Source organism: Pseudomonas sp. BRM28, assembly GCF_002939405.1.
In the GTDB taxonomy this organism is placed as follows: Bacteria; Pseudomonadota; Gammaproteobacteria; order Pseudomonadales; family Pseudomonadaceae; genus Aquipseudomonas; species Aquipseudomonas palmensis.
The window spans coordinates 1,890,609-1,906,494 of record NZ_PEFV01000001.1 but is presented as its reverse complement, the minus strand read 5'-3'; the positions used below and the strand labels follow the sequence as shown (position 1 = coordinate 1,906,494).

Here is a 15,886-nt window from a genome sequence, read left to right as displayed (position 1 = left end):
CCACGACCGGCCCGGTCGAGTCAGACAGGAGTTAGAGTTTTGAGGTTGTATCGCTATTTCGAAAAGCTGATCGATATCTTTCGCGAAGCACCGACCGCATCGCCACCGGGCAAGGTCCTGCCGTTCTATTTCTACTACCTGCGCCAGGTGTGGCCCAGCTTTGCCGCACTGCTGGTGGTGGGGCTGGTGGCTTCGCTCATCGAAGTGGCGCTGTTCAGTTACCTGAGCCGTATCATCGACCTGGCCCAGGGCGCGCCAAACCCCGATTTCTTCAGCGATCACGCCAGCGAGCTGATCTGGATGGTGGTGGTCACGCTGCTGCTGCGCCCGCTGTTCTTCGGCCTGCACGACCTGCTGGTGCACCAGACCATCAGCCCGGGCATGACCAGCATGATCCGCTGGCAGAACCACACCCATGTGCTCAAGCAGAGCCTCAATTTCTTCCAGAGCGATTTTGCCGGGCGCATCGCCCAGCGCATCATGCAGACCGGCAACTCGCTGCGCGATTCGGCCGTGCAGGCGGTGGACGCCCTGTGGCACGTGCTGATCTACGCGATCAGCTCGCTGGTACTGTTCGCCGAGGCCGACTGGCGCCTGATGCTGCCCCTGACCGTTTGGATCTTCGCCTACATCGGCGCACTGTGCTATTTCGTGCCCAGGGTCAAGGAACGCTCGGTGGTGTCATCGGATGCGCGCTCCAAGCTGATGGGCCGTATTGTCGATGGCTACACCAACATCGCCACCCTCAAGTTGTTCGCCCACACCGACTTCGAGCGCCAGTACGCCCGCGAAGCGATTCGCGAGCAGACCGAAAAGACCCAGCTGGCCTCGCGGGTGATCACCAGCATGGATGTGGTCATCACCAGCCTCAACGGGCTGCTGATCGTCACCACCACCGGCCTGGCGCTGTGGCTGTGGAGCCAGTCGCTGATCACCGTGGGCGCCATCGCCCTGGCCACCGGCCTGGTGATCCGCATCGTCAACATGTCGGGCTGGATCATGTGGGTGGTCAACGGCATCTTCGAGAACATCGGCATGGTGCAGGATGGCCTCAAGACCATCGCCCAGCCGGTCACCGTCACCGATCCGCCAGATGCTCCGGCGCTGAAGGTCGATCGCGGCGCGGTGCGCTTCGACAACGTCGACTTTCATTACGGTCAGGGCAGCCGGATCATCAGCAACCTGACCCTGGACATTCGCCCCGGCGAGAAGATCGGCCTGATCGGCCCCTCGGGCGCCGGCAAGTCCACCCTGGTCAACCTGCTGCTGCGCCTGTACGACCTGGAAAGTGGCCGTATCCTGATCGACGGCCAGGACATTGCCCAGGTGAGCCAGGCCAGCCTGCGCGCACAGATCGGCATGATCACCCAGGACACCTCGCTGCTGCACCGCTCGATTCGCGACAACCTGCTGTATGGCCGGCCGGATGCGACAGAAGAGGAGTTGTGGGAGGCGGTGCGCCGGGCGCGGGCCGATGAGTTCATCCCTCAGCTGTCCGATGCCCAGGGGCGCACCGGTTTCGATGCGCATGTGGGCGAGCGTGGCGTGAAACTGTCCGGCGGCCAGCGCCAGCGCATCGCGATTGCGCGGGTGCTGCTCAAGAATGCGCCGATCCTGATCATGGACGAAGCCACTTCGGCGCTGGATTCGGAAGTGGAGGCAGCCATCCAGGAGAGCCTGGAGACCCTGATGCAGGGCAAGACGGTGATCGCCATTGCGCACCGCCTGTCGACCATCGCGCGGATGGACCGGCTGGTGGTGCTGGAGCAGGGGCGGATTGCCGAGATGGGCACCCATGCCGAACTGCTGGCGCACCAGGGGCTGTACGCACGGTTGTGGCATCACCAGACGGGAGGGTTTGTCGGGGTCGATTGAACACCGCGGCGACGGTATCGCGGGTCAAGCCCGCTCCCACAGGGATTTCACTGCGCCTGCGGGTGCGGGCTTGGCCCTCAGGCTTGCCTGAAGGGCAGCGCCGTACGCGCCTCCTCGGCATACCCCAGCACCCCCTCCCGCTCCTGCGCCAGAAAGTCCTGCACGGCCGCCTTCAACCCCGGATGCAGCAGGTAATGCCAGGACCGCGTGATCACCGGTTCGAACCCGCGAATCAGCTTGTGCTCGCCCTGCGCCCCGGCATCGAAACGCTTCAACCCTTCGGCAATGGCAACGTCCATGCCCTGATAGAAGCACGTCTCGAAATGCAACCGGTCGAACTCCGCCAGGCAGCCCCAATAGCGCCCATACAGGCTGTCACCACCCACCAGGCTGAACGCCATCGCCACCGCCCGCGCGCCCTGATGCGCCATCACCACGCGGATCGACGCGGGCATGCGTTCGGCCAGCAGGCTGAAAAACGCCCGGGTAAGGTACGGGGCACGGCGGCGCACGGCGTAGGTGTTGGCATAGCATGCGTACACGAAATCCCACTGCGCCTCACTCAGCTCATGGCCGTGGTACCACTGAAACTCGATACCCTGCCCCGCCACCTGCTCGCGTTCCTTGCGCATCTGCTTGCGCTTGCGTGAACTGAGGCTGTCGAGAAAATCCTGGAAGTCCCGATAACCCTGGTTGCGCCAGTGAAACTGACACCCCAGGCGCTCCATCCAGCCCGCACGCCCACGCAATACTTCGTCGCTGGCCGGGTCGGTGAAGTTCACGTGCAGGCCCGACAGCCCCTGTTCGAGCAAAGCATCGCTGACGCCGTCGATCAGCTCACCCGCCGCCTGCGCATCACCCAGCAGGCGCGCGCCGCTGACCGGTGAAAACGGCACCGCACACAGCAGCTTGGGGTAGTAGTCGATACCGGCGCGGTCGCAGGCGTCGGCCCAGCCGTGATCGAACACGTACTCGCCGAACGAATGGGTCTTCACGTAGGCCGGCATGGCCGCCCGTACCTGGCCCTGAGTGTCGGTCAGGACCTGGTGGGCCGGCGCCCAACCGGTGCGCGGGGTGACGCTGGCGCTGTCTTCCAGGCTGCGCAGGAAGGCTTGGCGCAGGAACGGCTGGGCATCCGGCACCAGGGCATCCCAGGTGGCGGCGTCGATATCGGCAAGGTGCGGCAGAATTGAGATGGGCATGCGCGCAGTCTGCCCCCTCGTGCGAGCAAAAAAAAGCCCCGCAGGTGCGGGGCGAAGATCTAACGGATGAAGGAGTGTGTTGCAGGGGTAACGCTTAGAACACGTACTGCGCGCGCATCACGAAACCGTCGCCGCTGTCGTCGCCGGCAGCGTTCTGCGCGTTGTCGGTCTTGGCCTTGACGTACACGCCGCTGAGCTTGATCGACTCGTTGGCGTACCAGTTCACACCCAGGTTGTGCACCTTGGCTTCCACGTCACCGATGTCGGCAAATGCGCCGTTGTTGTCGTCGACGCTCAGGTGGTCGTAGCGGTAGAACACTTCCCACGCGCCAATCTGCTTGTTGGAAGGCTTGATGCTGTCGAACTTGCCGAGTTTGTAGCCACGCGCTTCACCGGTGATGGTGTAGGCCACCTGGCCGTAGTAACCCTTGGCCTTGATGTCGGAGAAGGCCGAGTCGTCTGCCTGAACATCACGCTTGATGTACTCGCCCTGCACCGAGAACGGGCCCAGCGCGTAGGCGGCTTCCAGGCCCCAGGCCTTGTCGGTGTCGTAGGCACCGGCCGGGGTGGTGGCGTTGCCGCCCAGCACCAGGCGGTTGCCGTTGTTGCCGGCGTCCTGGCCACCGTCGGTGCTCACCCCACGCATGCCCAGGCGGCTGCGGATACGGCCGTCGAACGCGGTATCGGAAAGGTCGCGCTGGGCGTAGTTCAGACCAACGTGCAGTACGTTGCCGGCCTCGTGCATCGGTGCGAACACACCGCGCAGGTTGAACTGCTTGGAGCTGTCGCCGTCCTTGTCCTGGTTGGTGGCGTCCTTGGCGAACAGGCCGGCCGAACCGTACAGCGAGTCACCGGCGTTACCCGATGCCTGGATACCGAAGCCGCCGTTGTGCGAGTTGGTCCAGTCCACCAGGTCGTAGGCAGCGGTTCGCTCCTGGGCAGTCACCCACTTGGAGCTGGTGGCTTTTTCCAGGCCGAACTCGGGGTCGAAGCGACCGACCTTGATCGACACCGGCTTGAAGCCGTTGTAGGCCAGCGACGCTTCGTCGAAGTAACCGTCTTCGGAACGGTTGTCGCCACCGGAGTTATGCGAGAAGTCGTAGGCGATCTGGTAGGCCCAGTCGGTGTACATCACACCGCCCAGTTCCAGGTAGGCACGGCGGAAGTAGCCCGCATCGGCGGTATCGCCGTTCTTGGTGTAGAAACCGTCGAAGCGGCTGTAGTCGGCCTGGACCCGGCCACCCAGCTTGAAGCTGAATTCCTTGTCAGCGGTAGCGACCTCCAGGCCACCCTTGGTCTTGACTACGATATCGGCGCCGTCAGTAGTCACGGTGCCCGCGAAAGCCTGGGCGGTAACGGCCATTGCCAAGGCGCTGGCTGCGAAACCTGCGAAGTGCTTACGGATCATCGAAGGAACTCCCCTACGTTCATAACGTTTATGGTCTTGATTACGTTGAAAAAACACGCGGCTCAGGCCACTTGTGCTGGGGACGAATCTTGGCGGGGGGTTATTTCAGATCAGTGGCTGTTAGATAAATATTTAGTGACAGGGGAACTTTTTACTTCGAATGTGAATAAGACAATCAGCCCCGTTGCAGGGCTGATTGCGGGGTTTCAGCGCGTTGCCCGGCGCTCGGCGGCCAGCCGCGCCGCAAGGGCCTCGGCCCCCTCCACAGGCGCCGGCGGCAGCGCCTTGAGGGTTGCCTGGGCCAGGCGCAACTGCTTGATGAAGCGACGACAATTGCGACAGAACAGCAGGTGCTGGCGCGTCATCAGGCGCTCGCCCAGGGTCAGTTGCCCGTCCAGGTAATCACTGGAGCAGGCGACCAGTTGCTTGCAGGTCAGCATTGGCCGGTGTCCTCGAAATGTTCCAGGGTCGCGAAGACCTTGAGGCGTGCACGGTGCAGCAGCACACGTACATTGGAGAGCGACAGGTCGAGCAGATTACAGATTTCCACCAGTTCGAGGCCCTGGCGCTCACGCAACAACAGCACACTGCTCTGCAGCTGCGACAGGCTGAGCAGGGTGTGCTCCAGGCATTCGCGCAACTGCTCCTGGCTGAGCAGGGCCTCGGGGCTGTCTTCGTGCCAAGCCGAAGGCGCCAGCAGCCAGTGACCGTCGCTGGCGAAACGCGCGTCGTCGATGCTGCCATGGGGGGCCGGCAGGTCGTCGAGCAGCACCTCGCGGCGGTTTTGCCGGTAACGGGTCTTGGCCGTATTGGCGGTGATGGTCAGCAACCAGGTCTTGAGGCTGGAGCGGCGCTGGAAGCCCGCCAGACCGCGTACCGCCGCCAGCCAGGCATCCTGCACCACCTCGTCGGCGCCACGTTCGCCGACGATGGCATAGGCCACCGCGCGCATGGCGCCCTGGCAGGTCTGAACCAGTTCGGCGAACGCGCGCTGCTCTCCCGCCAGCAAGCGGTCGAGCAAGCGCTGTTCGTCAGCCGTCACTGGCGTGGGCGATCAACGTTTGCGCAGGATCACGCTGCCGATCGAGTAGCCGGCACCGAACGAACTGAGCACCCCGAGGGCACCCTTGGGCAGGTCGTCCTGGTGCTTGTGCAGCGCGATCACCGAGCCGGCCGAACTGGTGTTGGCGTAGGTATCGAGAATCACCGGGGCCTCCTCGACCAGCGCGTCGCGGCCCAGCAGCTTCTTGACGATCAGGTGGTTCATGCTCAGGTTGGCCTGGTGCAGCCAGAAGCGCTTGACGTCACTGACGTTGAGGTTGTTTTCGCTCAGGTGCTGGCCGATCAGCTCGGCCACCATCGGGCACACCTCGCGGAACACCTTGCGGCCTTCCTGCACGAACAGCTTGTCCGGCGCACCGATACCCTCTTCCGCCGCGCGGTTGAGGAAGCCGAAGTTGTTGCGGATGTTGTTGGAGAACTGGGTCAGCAGCTTGGTGCTGACGATATCGAACTGGTGCGCCGAGGTAGCGAGGTCGGCACGTTCGACCAGCACCGCCGTGGCGGCGTCGCCGAAGATGAAGTGGCTGTCACGGTCACGGAAGTTCAGATGGCCGGTGCAGATCTCGGGGCTGATCACCAGCACCGAACGGGCCTGACCCAGTTGCACGCTGTTGCAGGCGACCTGAATGCCGAAGGTCGCCGACGAACACGCCACGTTCATGTCGAAACCGAAACCGGCGATGCCCAAAGCCTGCTGCACTTCGATGGCGATGGCCGGGTAAGGGCGCTGCAGGTTGGAGCAGGCGACGATGACCGCGTCGACATCGGCTGCGGTGCGCCCGGCACGCGCCAGGGCCTGTTCGGCGGCTGCCACGCCCATCTGGCAGAGGATCGACGGCTCGTCGTTGCTACGCTCCGGCAGGCGCGGCTTCATGCGCTGCGGATCGAGGATGCCGGCCTTGTCCATCACGAAGCGGCTCTTGATGCCCGAGGCCTTCTCGATGAACGCAGCGCTCGACTCGGCCAGTGCCTGCACTTCGCCCCGTTCGATGGCAGCGGCATTGTCGGCGTTGAACTGCTGCACATAGGTGTTGAAAGACTCGACCAGCTCTTCGTTGGAAATGCTGTTGGCCGGGGTGTACAGGCCGGTGCCGCTGATGACGACGTTATGCACGGTCGTTCCTCTGTTCGGGGCCGCTGCCTGCCGGGCAACGGCCTGTTCTGTCGGTCAAATGGCACGAAAGTACCAATTAATACAGGCAATGCACCCGGCAAGCGGGGCAGTACGCTGTGCTGCATTCTGTAGCTACCGTGGCAGGTACCTGACACGGTAGCGAAGTTCGCCAAGTGTGCCACAAGTTCCGGGGATTAGGCTTCCACCAGACTCCATTGCTTGGCCAGGCGCTTGTCGGAAATCGGTACCTTGGTACCCAACTGCTGGGCAAACAGCGACACGCGGTATTCCTCGATCCACCAGCGGTACAGCACCAGTTGCTCGTCGCGCTTGCCCTCCTGGGCATGCTTGTCGGCACGCGCCTTGTACTGTGCCCACAGACCGCTCAGCTCGCCGCTCCACACGCGGTCCTTCTGCACCTGCGAACCGAGTTTTTCCAGACGCAGCTCCACTGCCTTGAGGTAGCGCGGCAGTTCCTTGAGCCAGATGCCCGGGGTTTCCCGCACAAAACCCGGGTACACCAGGTTGGCCAGTTGCTGCTTGATGTCGTTGAGCGCCACGGCCTGGGCCAGGTCGATCTTGCCCTTGAAGCGCTTCTGCAGACCGTGCCAGAGCTTGAGTATCTCGAGGGTCAGGCGGGCCAGGCGCTCGGCGTGATCGGCCCAGTGGCCGCGCTTGCGTTCGGCCAGCGAAGCAAGCCCGGCACCGTCGCGCGGCAGGCTGCTCTCGCCGTCGAGGATGCAGGTGTCCAGGCTGGCCAGCAGGATGTCCTCGACCAGCGCATCGACACGCCCCAGCTCGCGGTACAGCAGGCCCAGTTCGGTCAGCCCCGGCAGCTTGCCGCGCAGGAACTTCGCCGGCTCGGCCAGTTGCTGCAGCAGCAGCCGCTGCAAGGCTCGGCGGTGCTGGAACTCGGCTTCGGCCTGGGTCGAGAAGCGCCCTTCCTTGACCGTACCGCCCTCTTCCACCAGCGCCGGGTACACCGTCATCGACAGCCCGGCGATCTTCTGCTGGGCGGTCTGGGCCACCTCGGCAAACACCTTGGCTTGCACCGGCTGCTGGGCCTTGGCCGATTGCGGCACGGCCAGCGCGGCCTGGCTGGCAGCAACGAAGCGCGCCGTCAGCTCGGTCAGGTCGCGGCCTTCACCCAGGAACTTGCCCTGGGCATCGACCACTTCGATGTTCATGCGCAAGTGGCCTTCCACCTGCGCAGCCGCCTCGGCCCAGGCCTCGTCGCTGACCCGCGCACCGGTCATGCGCAGCAGTTCGCGGCCCAGCGCCTGGGGCAGCGAGCCGTCGGCGAAGGTCATGCGCTGCAAGGCGGCCTTGACGAAGTCGGGCACCGGCACGAAGTTCTTGCGCAAGGCCTTGGGCAGGTTGCGTACCAGCGCAATGCACTTGGCTTCCAGCAACCCCGGCACCAGCCATTCCAGGCGCTCGCCCGGCAGGCTGGGCAGCAGCGGCGCCGGCACCCGCACGGTAACGCCGTCGCGGGGGTGGTTGGGTTCGAAGTGGTAGCTCAGCGCCAGGCTCAGGTCGCCGATGCGCAGGGTATCGGGGTACTGCGTGGCGGTGACTTCACTGGCCTCGCGGGCCAGCACGTCCTCTTCGCGCATGATCAGCAACTGCGGGTCTTTCTGGCTGGTGACGCGGTACCAGCTGTCGAAGGTCGCGGTCTGGTGGATCTCGGCCGGCAGGCGAGCCTCGTAGTAGGCGTACAGGGTCTCTTCATCAGCCAGGATGTCGCGCCGGCGGGCCTTGGCCTCCAGCTCGTCGAGCTGCTCGAGCAGGCGCGTGTTGGCCGCCAGGCACTTGGCCCGCGACTGGATCTCACCGCCCACCAGGGCCTGACGGATAAACAGCTCGCGCGAGGCCTGCGGGTCGATCGGCCCGTAGTGCACCGGGCGCCGGCCGACCACGATCATGCCGTACAGCGTGACCTGCTCGAAGGCCACCACCTGGCCGCGCTTCTTCTCCCAGTGCGGTTCGAAGTGGTTCTTCTTGATCAGGTGCCCGGCCAGCGGCTCGATCCAGTCCGGCTCGATCTTGGCCACCATGCGCGCATACAGCTTGGTCGTCTCGACCAGTTCGGCGGTCATCAGCCATTGCGGGCGTTTCTTGCCCAGGCCCGAGGACGGGTGTACCCAGAACCGCCGCTGGCGTGCGCCCAGGTAGTCGCCGTCCTCGGTCTTCTGGCCGATCTGGCTGAGCAGCCCGGACAGAATCGCCTTGTGCAGGCGCGGGTAGTCGGCCGGCTCCTTGTTGATGCTCAACTGCAGGTCGCGGCAGATCAGGCTCAGTTGCCGGTGTGCATCGCGCCATTCGCGCAGACGCAGGTAATTCAGGAAATTCTTGCGGCACCAGTTGCGCAGCGGGCTGGCCGTCAGGGCCTGGCGCTGTTCTTCGAAGCCGCGCCACAGGTTGACCAGCGCGGCGAAATCCGAGTCGCTGTCCTTCCACTGCGCATGGGCCTGGTCGGCAGCCTGCTGACGCTCGGGCGGACGCTCGCGGGGGTCCTGCACCGACAGTGCACTGGCCACGATCAGCAGTTCCTGCAGGCTGCCCTGCTTGGCGCCTTCGAGCAGCATGCGGCCCAGACGCGGGTCCACCGGCAGGCGCGCCAGCTGGCGGCCCAGCGGGGTCAGCTGGTTCTCGCGATTGACTGCCGAGAGTTCCTGCAGCAGGTTGAAGCCGTCGCTGATGGCCTTGCCATCCGGCGGCTCGATGAACGGGAAGGCGTCGATCTCGCCCAGGCGCAGGTGCAGCATCTGCAGGATCACCGCAGCCAGGTTGGTGCGCAGGATCTCGGGGTCGGTAAAGGCGGGCCGACCATTGAAGTCGTCCTCGCTGTACAGGCGCACGCAGATACCCGGTTCGACCCGCCCGCAACGGCCCTTGCGCTGGTTGGCACTGGCCTGGGACACCGCCTCGATGGGCAGGCGCTGCACCTTGGCACGGTAGCTGTAGCGGCTGATGCGCGCAGTGCCGCTGTCGATCACGTAGCGGATGCCCGGTACGGTCAGCGAGGTTTCAGCAACGTTGGTGGCCAGCACCACGCGCCGCCCCGGATGGGACTGGAAGATCTTCTGCTGCTCGGCCGGCGACAGCCGTGCATACAGCGGCAGGATTTCGGTGTGGCGTAGCTGTGCCTTGCGCAGCATCTCGGCGGCATCGCGAATTTCGCGCTCGCCGGGCAGGAACACCAGCACGTCGCCCGGGCCCTTGCCGATGCTGCGCTCATGGGCGGCAATCTCGTCGAGGGTGGCCAGGATCGCCTGGTCGACGGTCAGGTCGTCCTCGACGCGGTTGCCCTCCTCGTCCTGCTCGCTGGTCAGCGGCCGGTACCAGGTCTCGACCGGGTAGGTACGCCCGGACACCTCGATGATCGGCGCATCGTTGAAGTGCCTGGAAAAGCGCTCCAGGTCGATGGTCGCGGAGGTGATGATGACCTTGAGGTCGGGGCGCCGCGGCAGCAGGGTCTTGAGGTAGCCGAGCAGGAAGTCGATGTTCAGGCTGCGTTCGTGGGCTTCGTCGACGATGATCGTGTCGTACCGTTCCAGAAAGCGGTCGTGCTGGGTTTCGGCCAGCAGGATGCCGTCGGTCATCAGCTTGACCAGGGTGTTGGCATCGCTCTGGTCTTCGAAGCGCACCTGGTAGCCGACCAGCGCGCCCAGCGGCGTACCCAGCTCTTCGGCCACGCGGGTGGCCACGCTGCGCGCGGCAATCCGGCGCGGCTGGGTGTGGGCGATCTGGCCATGCTGGCCGCGGCCCAGTTCCAGGCAGATCTTGGGCAACTGGGTGGTCTTGCCCGAGCCGGTTTCGCCCGCAATGATCAGCACCTGGTGGGCGGCCAGCACCTTCTTGATTTCGTCACGCTTGGCCGCGATCGGCAGGCTGTCGTCGTAGTGGATGCGCGGCACGCTGGCCTTGCGCGCGGCGACCTGATCGCAGGAGGCCTGTACCCGGGCGGCCCACTGGGCCAGCTTGGCCTCGTCGGGGCGCTTGCGCAGGTCATGCAGTTGCCGACGCAGGCGATGACGCTCGGCGATCATGGCGTGGTCAAGGTTTTTCAGCAGTTGCTCGATGGCGGCGTTCTGGTCAGTCATGACGTCTTTTTAATAATGCAGGTGAGCCTGCTTTCACATGATCGGCGTAGTTTGGTCGGGGATTGTCGCAGATTTGCCCTGCCACGGCACGGTTCGCCATGCAGGGCCATTGTTTAGCCATTGATTAACTGAAGGTATACAAAGGCTGATTTAATGAACCTTCCCACGCGTGGGAGTATCCGTGCATGACTTTGCCAGCGTGTACGCCCCGCCCCCTGATGCGCCCTTCGTTCCCGAAGGTGCGGGCGCGCCCCGGTGAAAATCCGCTGTTCAATAGCATCCTCGCGTTCTGGGCCTTGTGGCATTGCCGCCATGCCCGCCCACCAGATACCGCCCTCGCACCCCACTGATACCGCTGGCCCGGTTGCGGCCACCCTGTCGACCGATCGACGTGCCCACTGGCGCGCGATCCTGTACGCCGCCACGGCGTAAGCGAGTGCACCATGCAGTTTGCCCCTGTTTCCGAGGCCGAGGATTTCCTGGCCGCCAACCCCGATATCGACATGATCGAGTTGTTCATCCTCGACGCCAACGGCGTGCCCCGCGGCAAGCTGCTGCACCGCGAGGAGTTGCTGGCCGTGTATGAAAGCGGGCGGCCGCTGCCCAGTACCATCCTCGGCCTGACCCTCAACGGCGACGATGTGGAGAACTCGGGGCTGGTGTGGGACGTGGGCGATATCGACTGCCGCGCATACCCGCTGGCCGGCAGCCTGGTGCGCATGCCGTGGCGGCAGATCCCCACGGCGGCAGTGCAGGTGAGCATGCACCCCAGCGAAGGCCTGCCGGCCACCGTCGCCGATCCACGCCAACTGCTGGCCAAGGTGATCGACGCGCTCAAGGCCGATGGCTATGAGCCGGTAATGGCCTGCGAGCTGGAGTTCTACCTGCTCGACCAGAAGCGCGATCACCTGGGCCACCCGCAACCGGCACTGGATACCGACGGCGGTCGCCCCCGCGCTACCCAGGTATACGGCCTGCGCGAGCTGGAGCAGATCGAACCGTTTCTGGCCGACCTGTACAGCGCCTGCAAGGCCCAGGGCATCCCTGCGCGTACCGCGATTTCCGAATACGCCCCCGGCCAGGTGGAAATCACCCTGGAGCACGGCGACGCCTTGCTGGCCATGGACCAGGCGGTGCGCTACAAGCGCCTGGTCAAGGGCGTGGCACACAAGCACGGCATGCAGGCCTGCTTCATGGCCAAGCCGTTCGAGCACCTGGCCGGCACCGGCATGCACATGCACGTGAGCCTGGCCGACGCCGCCGGCCACAACCTGTACGCCAGCGAAGACAAGGCCGGCACGCCCCTGCTGCGCCAGTCGGTGGGCGGCATGCTGGCCATGCTGCTCGACTCGCTGCTGCTGTTCTGCCCCAACGCCAACTCCTATCGCCGCTTCCAGGCCAACAGCTATGCACCGCTGGCGCCGACCTGGGGTGTGGACAACCGTACCGTGAGCCTGCGCGTGCCCGGCGGGCCGGCCAATACCCGACATATCGAACACCGCATCTGCGGCGCCGATGCCAACCCGTACCTGGCAGCCGCAGCCATTCTGGCCAGCATCCACCATGGCATCCGCCAGCAACTGGACCCCGGCGCCCCGGTGCAGGGCAACGGCTACGCCCAGGCCAAGACGCTGCTGCCCACCGACTGGCTGACCTCGCTGACCGCGCTGGAGCGCTCCAGCTGGGCGCGCGAAGCGTTCGGCGAGGCCTTCCTCGGGGTGTACCTGGCGGTCAAGCGCGCCGAGTTCCGCCAGTTCATGGCCGAGGTCGGCGAGCAGGACTGGCGCTGGTACCTGACCCAGGCCTGAGCCCCCTATTCTTCAAGGAACACACCCATGAATGCAGCCCTCAACCACGGCACCGCCCAGCGCAGCGCCTCCTACTACACCGCCAGCCTGAACGACACCACCCAGTACCCGACCCTGCAGGGCACGGTCGAGGTCGACGTAGTGATCATCGGTGGCGGCTTCACCGGCGTGGCCAGCGCGGTGGAACTGGCCGAGCGCGGCCTGAAGGTGGCCATCGTCGAAACCAACCGTATCGGCTGGGGCGCCAGCGGGCGCAACGGCGGCCAGGTCACCGGCAGCCTGTCGGGTGACGAGGCCATGCGCAAACAGATGCGCAAGCGCCTGGGCGATGACGTGGACGATTTCATCTGGCAACTGCGCTTTCGCGGCCACGACATCATCCAGCAACGGGTCGAACGCTACGCCATCGACTGCGACCTCAAGCACGGCCACCTGCACGCGGCCATGAAGCCTGCGCACATGACCGAACTGCAGGCCTTCGCCGACGAAGCCCAGCGGCGCGGCATGGGCGAGCAGGTGCAAATGCTCGACCGCGAGGCGGTGCGCCAGCACCTGGACAGCCCGTTGTACCTGGGCGCGCTGAAGAACCTGCGCAACCTGCACCTGCACCCGCTCAACCTGTGCCTGGGTGAGGCGCGGGCGGCGCACCAGCTGGGGGCGCTGATCTTCGAGAACTCCGAAGTGCTGGAGATCGTGCATGGCGACAAACCTGCGGTGGTCACGGCCAAGGGCCGGGTCAACGCACGCCAGGTGATGCTGGCCGGCGACGTGTACCACAAGCTGGAAAAGCCCCAGCTCAAGGGCAAGATCTTCCCGGCCATGGGCGGCATCGTGACCACCACGCCACTGGGCGAGCTGGCCCGCAAGCTCAACCCGCAGGACCTGGCGGTGTACGACTGCCGCTTCGTGCTCGACTATTACCGCATGACCGCAGACGGGCGCCTGCTGTTCGGTGGCGGGGCCAATTACTCGGGACGTGATTCGCGGGATATCGCGGGGGAGCTGCGCCCGTGCATCGAGGCGACCTTTCCGGCGCTCAAGGGCGTGCCGATCGAGTTCCAGTGGAGCTGCGCGATGGGCATCGTGGTCAACCGCATTCCGCAGTTGGGCAAGCTGTCGGACAACGTGTGGTACTGCCAGGGGTATTCGGGGCATGGCATTGCCACCAGCCACATCATGGGCGAGATCATGGCCGAAGCGATCACCGGCACATTGAGCCGATTCGATACCTTTGCCGGCTGCAGCCACATCAAGGTGCCGATGGGCGATGTGCTGGGCAACCCATTGCTGGCGGCGGGGATGTGGTACTACCAGATGCTTGAGAAACTGCGTTGAAAACATCGCGGGTCAAGCCCGCTCCCACAGGGATCACTACTGTCCTTGTGGGAGCGGGCTTGACCCGCGATGAGGCCCGAAGGTTAAACCTCAGGCGATCTTCTTGAGGCCCAGCTTCTTCAACTCCTCATCGCGCAACTCGCGCCGCAGGATCTTGCCCACGTTGGTGGTCGGCAAGGCATCGCGGAACTCGATCAGGCGCGGCACCTTGTACGCCGTGACATTGGCGCGCATGTGCTCCATCACCTGGTCCTTGGTCAGGGTCACACCCGGCCGCGCCACGATGAAGATCTTGATCAGTTCGCCCGATTTCTCGTCCGGCACGCCAATGGCGGCGCACTGCAATACGCCCGGCAGGGTCGCCAGCACGTCTTCGAGTTCGTTCGGGTAAACGTTGAAGCCAGACACCAGAATCATGTCCTTCTTGCGGTCGACGATGCGCATGTAGCCATCGGTCTGGATCACCGCGATATCACCGGTCTTGAGCCAGCCGTCGGCATCCAGGATCTCGGTGGTCGCCTCTTCGCGCTGCCAGTAGCCCTTCATCACCTGCGGGCCCTTGATGCACAGCTCGCCGATTTCGCCCAGCGCCAGCTCCTTGCCATTGTCGTCGATCACCTTGCACAGGGTCGACGGCAGCGGAATGCCGATGGTACCGATCTGGTTGTGCTCGGCCGGGTTGACCGCCGCCACCGGGCTGGTCTCGGTCATGCCGTAGCCTTCGCAGATGGAGCAACCGGTGACGCTCTTCCAGCGCTCGGCCACCGCCACCTGCAGGGCCATGCCGCCCGACAGGGTGAGCTTGAGCCCCGAGAAGTCCATCTTGCGGAAGGTCTCGTTGTTGCACAGGGCCACGAACAGAGTATTCAGGCCGACGAAGCCGGTGAACTTCCACTTGGACAGTTCCTTGACCATCGCCGGCAGGTCGCGCGGGTTGCTGATCAGGATGTTGTGGCTGCCGATCAGCATCATCGCCATGCAATGGAAGGTGAAGGCATAGATGTGGTACAGCGGCAGCGGCGTGATCAGGACCTCGCAGCCCTCGCCCAGGTTCGAGCCCATCAGCGCACGGCATTGCAGCATGTTGGCCACCAGGTTGCGGTGGGTCAGCATCGCACCCTTGGCCACACCCGTGGTGCCACCGGTGTACTGCAGCACGGCGACATCGCCGCTGTCGGGGCTGACTTCGTTGACCGCCTTGCCCTGCCCCTTGGCCAGCGCATCGTTGAACTTGACGGCCTTGGGCAGGTGGTAGGCCGGCACCATCTTTTTCACGTACTTGATCACACTATTGATCAGCAGACGCTTGAGCGGTGGCAGCAGGTCGGCCACTTCGGTGACAATGATGTGCTTGACCTGGGTCTTGGGAACGACCTTTTCGGCCAGGTGGGCCATGTTGGCCAGGCACACCAGCGCCTTGGCACCGGAATCGTTGAACTGGTGTTCCAGCTCCCGCGCGGTGTACAGCGGGTTGGTGTTGACCACGATGAGCCCGGCGCGCATCGCACCGAAGACGGCCACGGGGTATTGCAATACGTTTGGCAGTTGTACCGCGATGCGGTCACCGGGCTGCAGGTCGGTATGCTGCTGCAGGTAGGCGGCAAACGCCCCCGACAGCTCATACAGCTCGCCATAGGTGAGGGTCTTGCCCAGGTTGCTGAACGCCGGCTTGTCGGCGAAACGCTGGCAGGACTGCTTCAATACCGCTTGAATGTTCGGATACTCATCAGGATTGATTTGCGAGGCAACCCCGGCTGGGTACTTATCCTTCCAAAAGTGTTCGATCATGGAAGCCCACTCCTCCAGCAACAGCGAAATCTTCTCCGCAGTCGACGCGATTATTATTGATATGTGATGACGGATTGCTACAAACCGAAGCATCAGAAGCGCGCCGAGAGTAGCAGCTTTGCCAGAGGGCGCCTAGAGCCAAAGTGGGCCGCAAAGTCACATAAATGACTAACGAATACCAAGTAGTC

Annotated in this window: 10 protein-coding genes; 3 read left to right on the top strand and 7 right to left on the bottom strand. The window is 64.4% G+C overall.

The features are described 5' to 3' along the window. Positions 1–45 precede the first annotated feature (45 nt). Complete coding sequence (locus tag CR917_RS09220) at positions 46–1,875, top strand: ABC transporter ATP-binding protein (protein WP_058541540.1); 1,830 nt, start codon at positions 46–48, stop codon at positions 1,873–1,875. 77 nt (positions 1,876–1,952) lie between these two features. Here CR917_RS09220 and CR917_RS09215 read toward each other — a convergent pair whose 3' ends face one another. The 6 genes from CR917_RS09215 to hrpA all read right to left on the bottom strand — a co-directional run bounded on the left by CR917_RS09215 (position 1,953) and on the right by hrpA (position 10,767). After that, a complete protein-coding gene (locus tag CR917_RS09215) occupies positions 1,953–3,077 on the bottom strand; it encodes a GNAT family N-acetyltransferase (protein ID WP_104572195.1) in 1,125 nt (374 codons plus the stop codon). A gap of 94 nt (positions 3,078–3,171) precedes the next feature. Then, positions 3,172–4,485, bottom strand: coding sequence for an OprO/OprP family phosphate-selective porin (locus CR917_RS09210; RefSeq protein ID WP_043864155.1), 1,314 nt, complete (start codon positions 4,483–4,485; stop codon positions 3,172–3,174). Positions 4,486–4,691: 206 nt separating this feature from the next. Continuing rightward, positions 4,692–4,925, bottom strand: a complete 234-nt coding sequence (locus CR917_RS09205; RefSeq protein ID WP_054914943.1) for an anti-sigma factor — start codon at positions 4,923–4,925, stop codon at positions 4,692–4,694. Next, complete coding sequence (locus CR917_RS09200) at positions 4,919–5,527, bottom strand: RNA polymerase sigma factor (protein ID WP_043864157.1); 609 nt, start codon at positions 5,525–5,527, stop codon at positions 4,919–4,921. The genes CR917_RS09205 and CR917_RS09200 overlap by 7 nt, the downstream gene beginning before the upstream one ends. A 12-nt stretch (positions 5,528–5,539) precedes the next feature. Further along, complete coding sequence (locus CR917_RS09195; RefSeq protein WP_043864158.1) at positions 5,540–6,661, bottom strand: beta-ketoacyl-ACP synthase III; 1,122 nt, start codon at positions 6,659–6,661, stop codon at positions 5,540–5,542. A 194-nt stretch (positions 6,662–6,855) separates the two neighbouring features. Continuing rightward, positions 6,856–10,767: an ATP-dependent RNA helicase HrpA gene (gene hrpA / locus CR917_RS09190; RefSeq protein WP_054914945.1), complete on the bottom strand. Its 3,912-nt coding sequence runs from the start codon at positions 10,765–10,767 to the stop codon at positions 6,856–6,858. 443 nt (positions 10,768–11,210) lie between these two features. Here hrpA and CR917_RS09185 point away from each other — a divergent pair, with 443 nt between their 5' ends. Together CR917_RS09185 and CR917_RS09180 are read left to right on the top strand one after the other, a co-directional pair. Then, positions 11,211–12,575 carry a glutamine synthetase family protein gene (locus tag CR917_RS09185; RefSeq protein ID WP_104572194.1) on the top strand — a complete coding sequence of 455 codons (1,365 nt, stop codon included), beginning with the start codon at positions 11,211–11,213 and terminating at the stop codon, positions 12,573–12,575. Positions 12,576–12,602: 27 nt separating this feature from the next. After that, on the top strand, positions 12,603–13,910 hold the full coding sequence (locus CR917_RS09180) for an FAD-binding oxidoreductase (RefSeq protein WP_054914947.1): 1,308 nt from the start codon (positions 12,603–12,605) through the stop codon (positions 13,908–13,910). A 90-nt stretch (positions 13,911–14,000) separates the two neighbouring features. Here CR917_RS09180 and fadD1 read toward each other — a convergent pair whose 3' ends face one another. Beyond that, a complete protein-coding gene (fadD1, locus tag CR917_RS09175; protein ID WP_043864162.1) occupies positions 14,001–15,698 on the bottom strand; it encodes a long-chain-fatty-acid--CoA ligase FadD1 in 1,698 nt (565 codons plus the stop codon). Positions 15,699–15,886 lie beyond the last annotated feature (188 nt).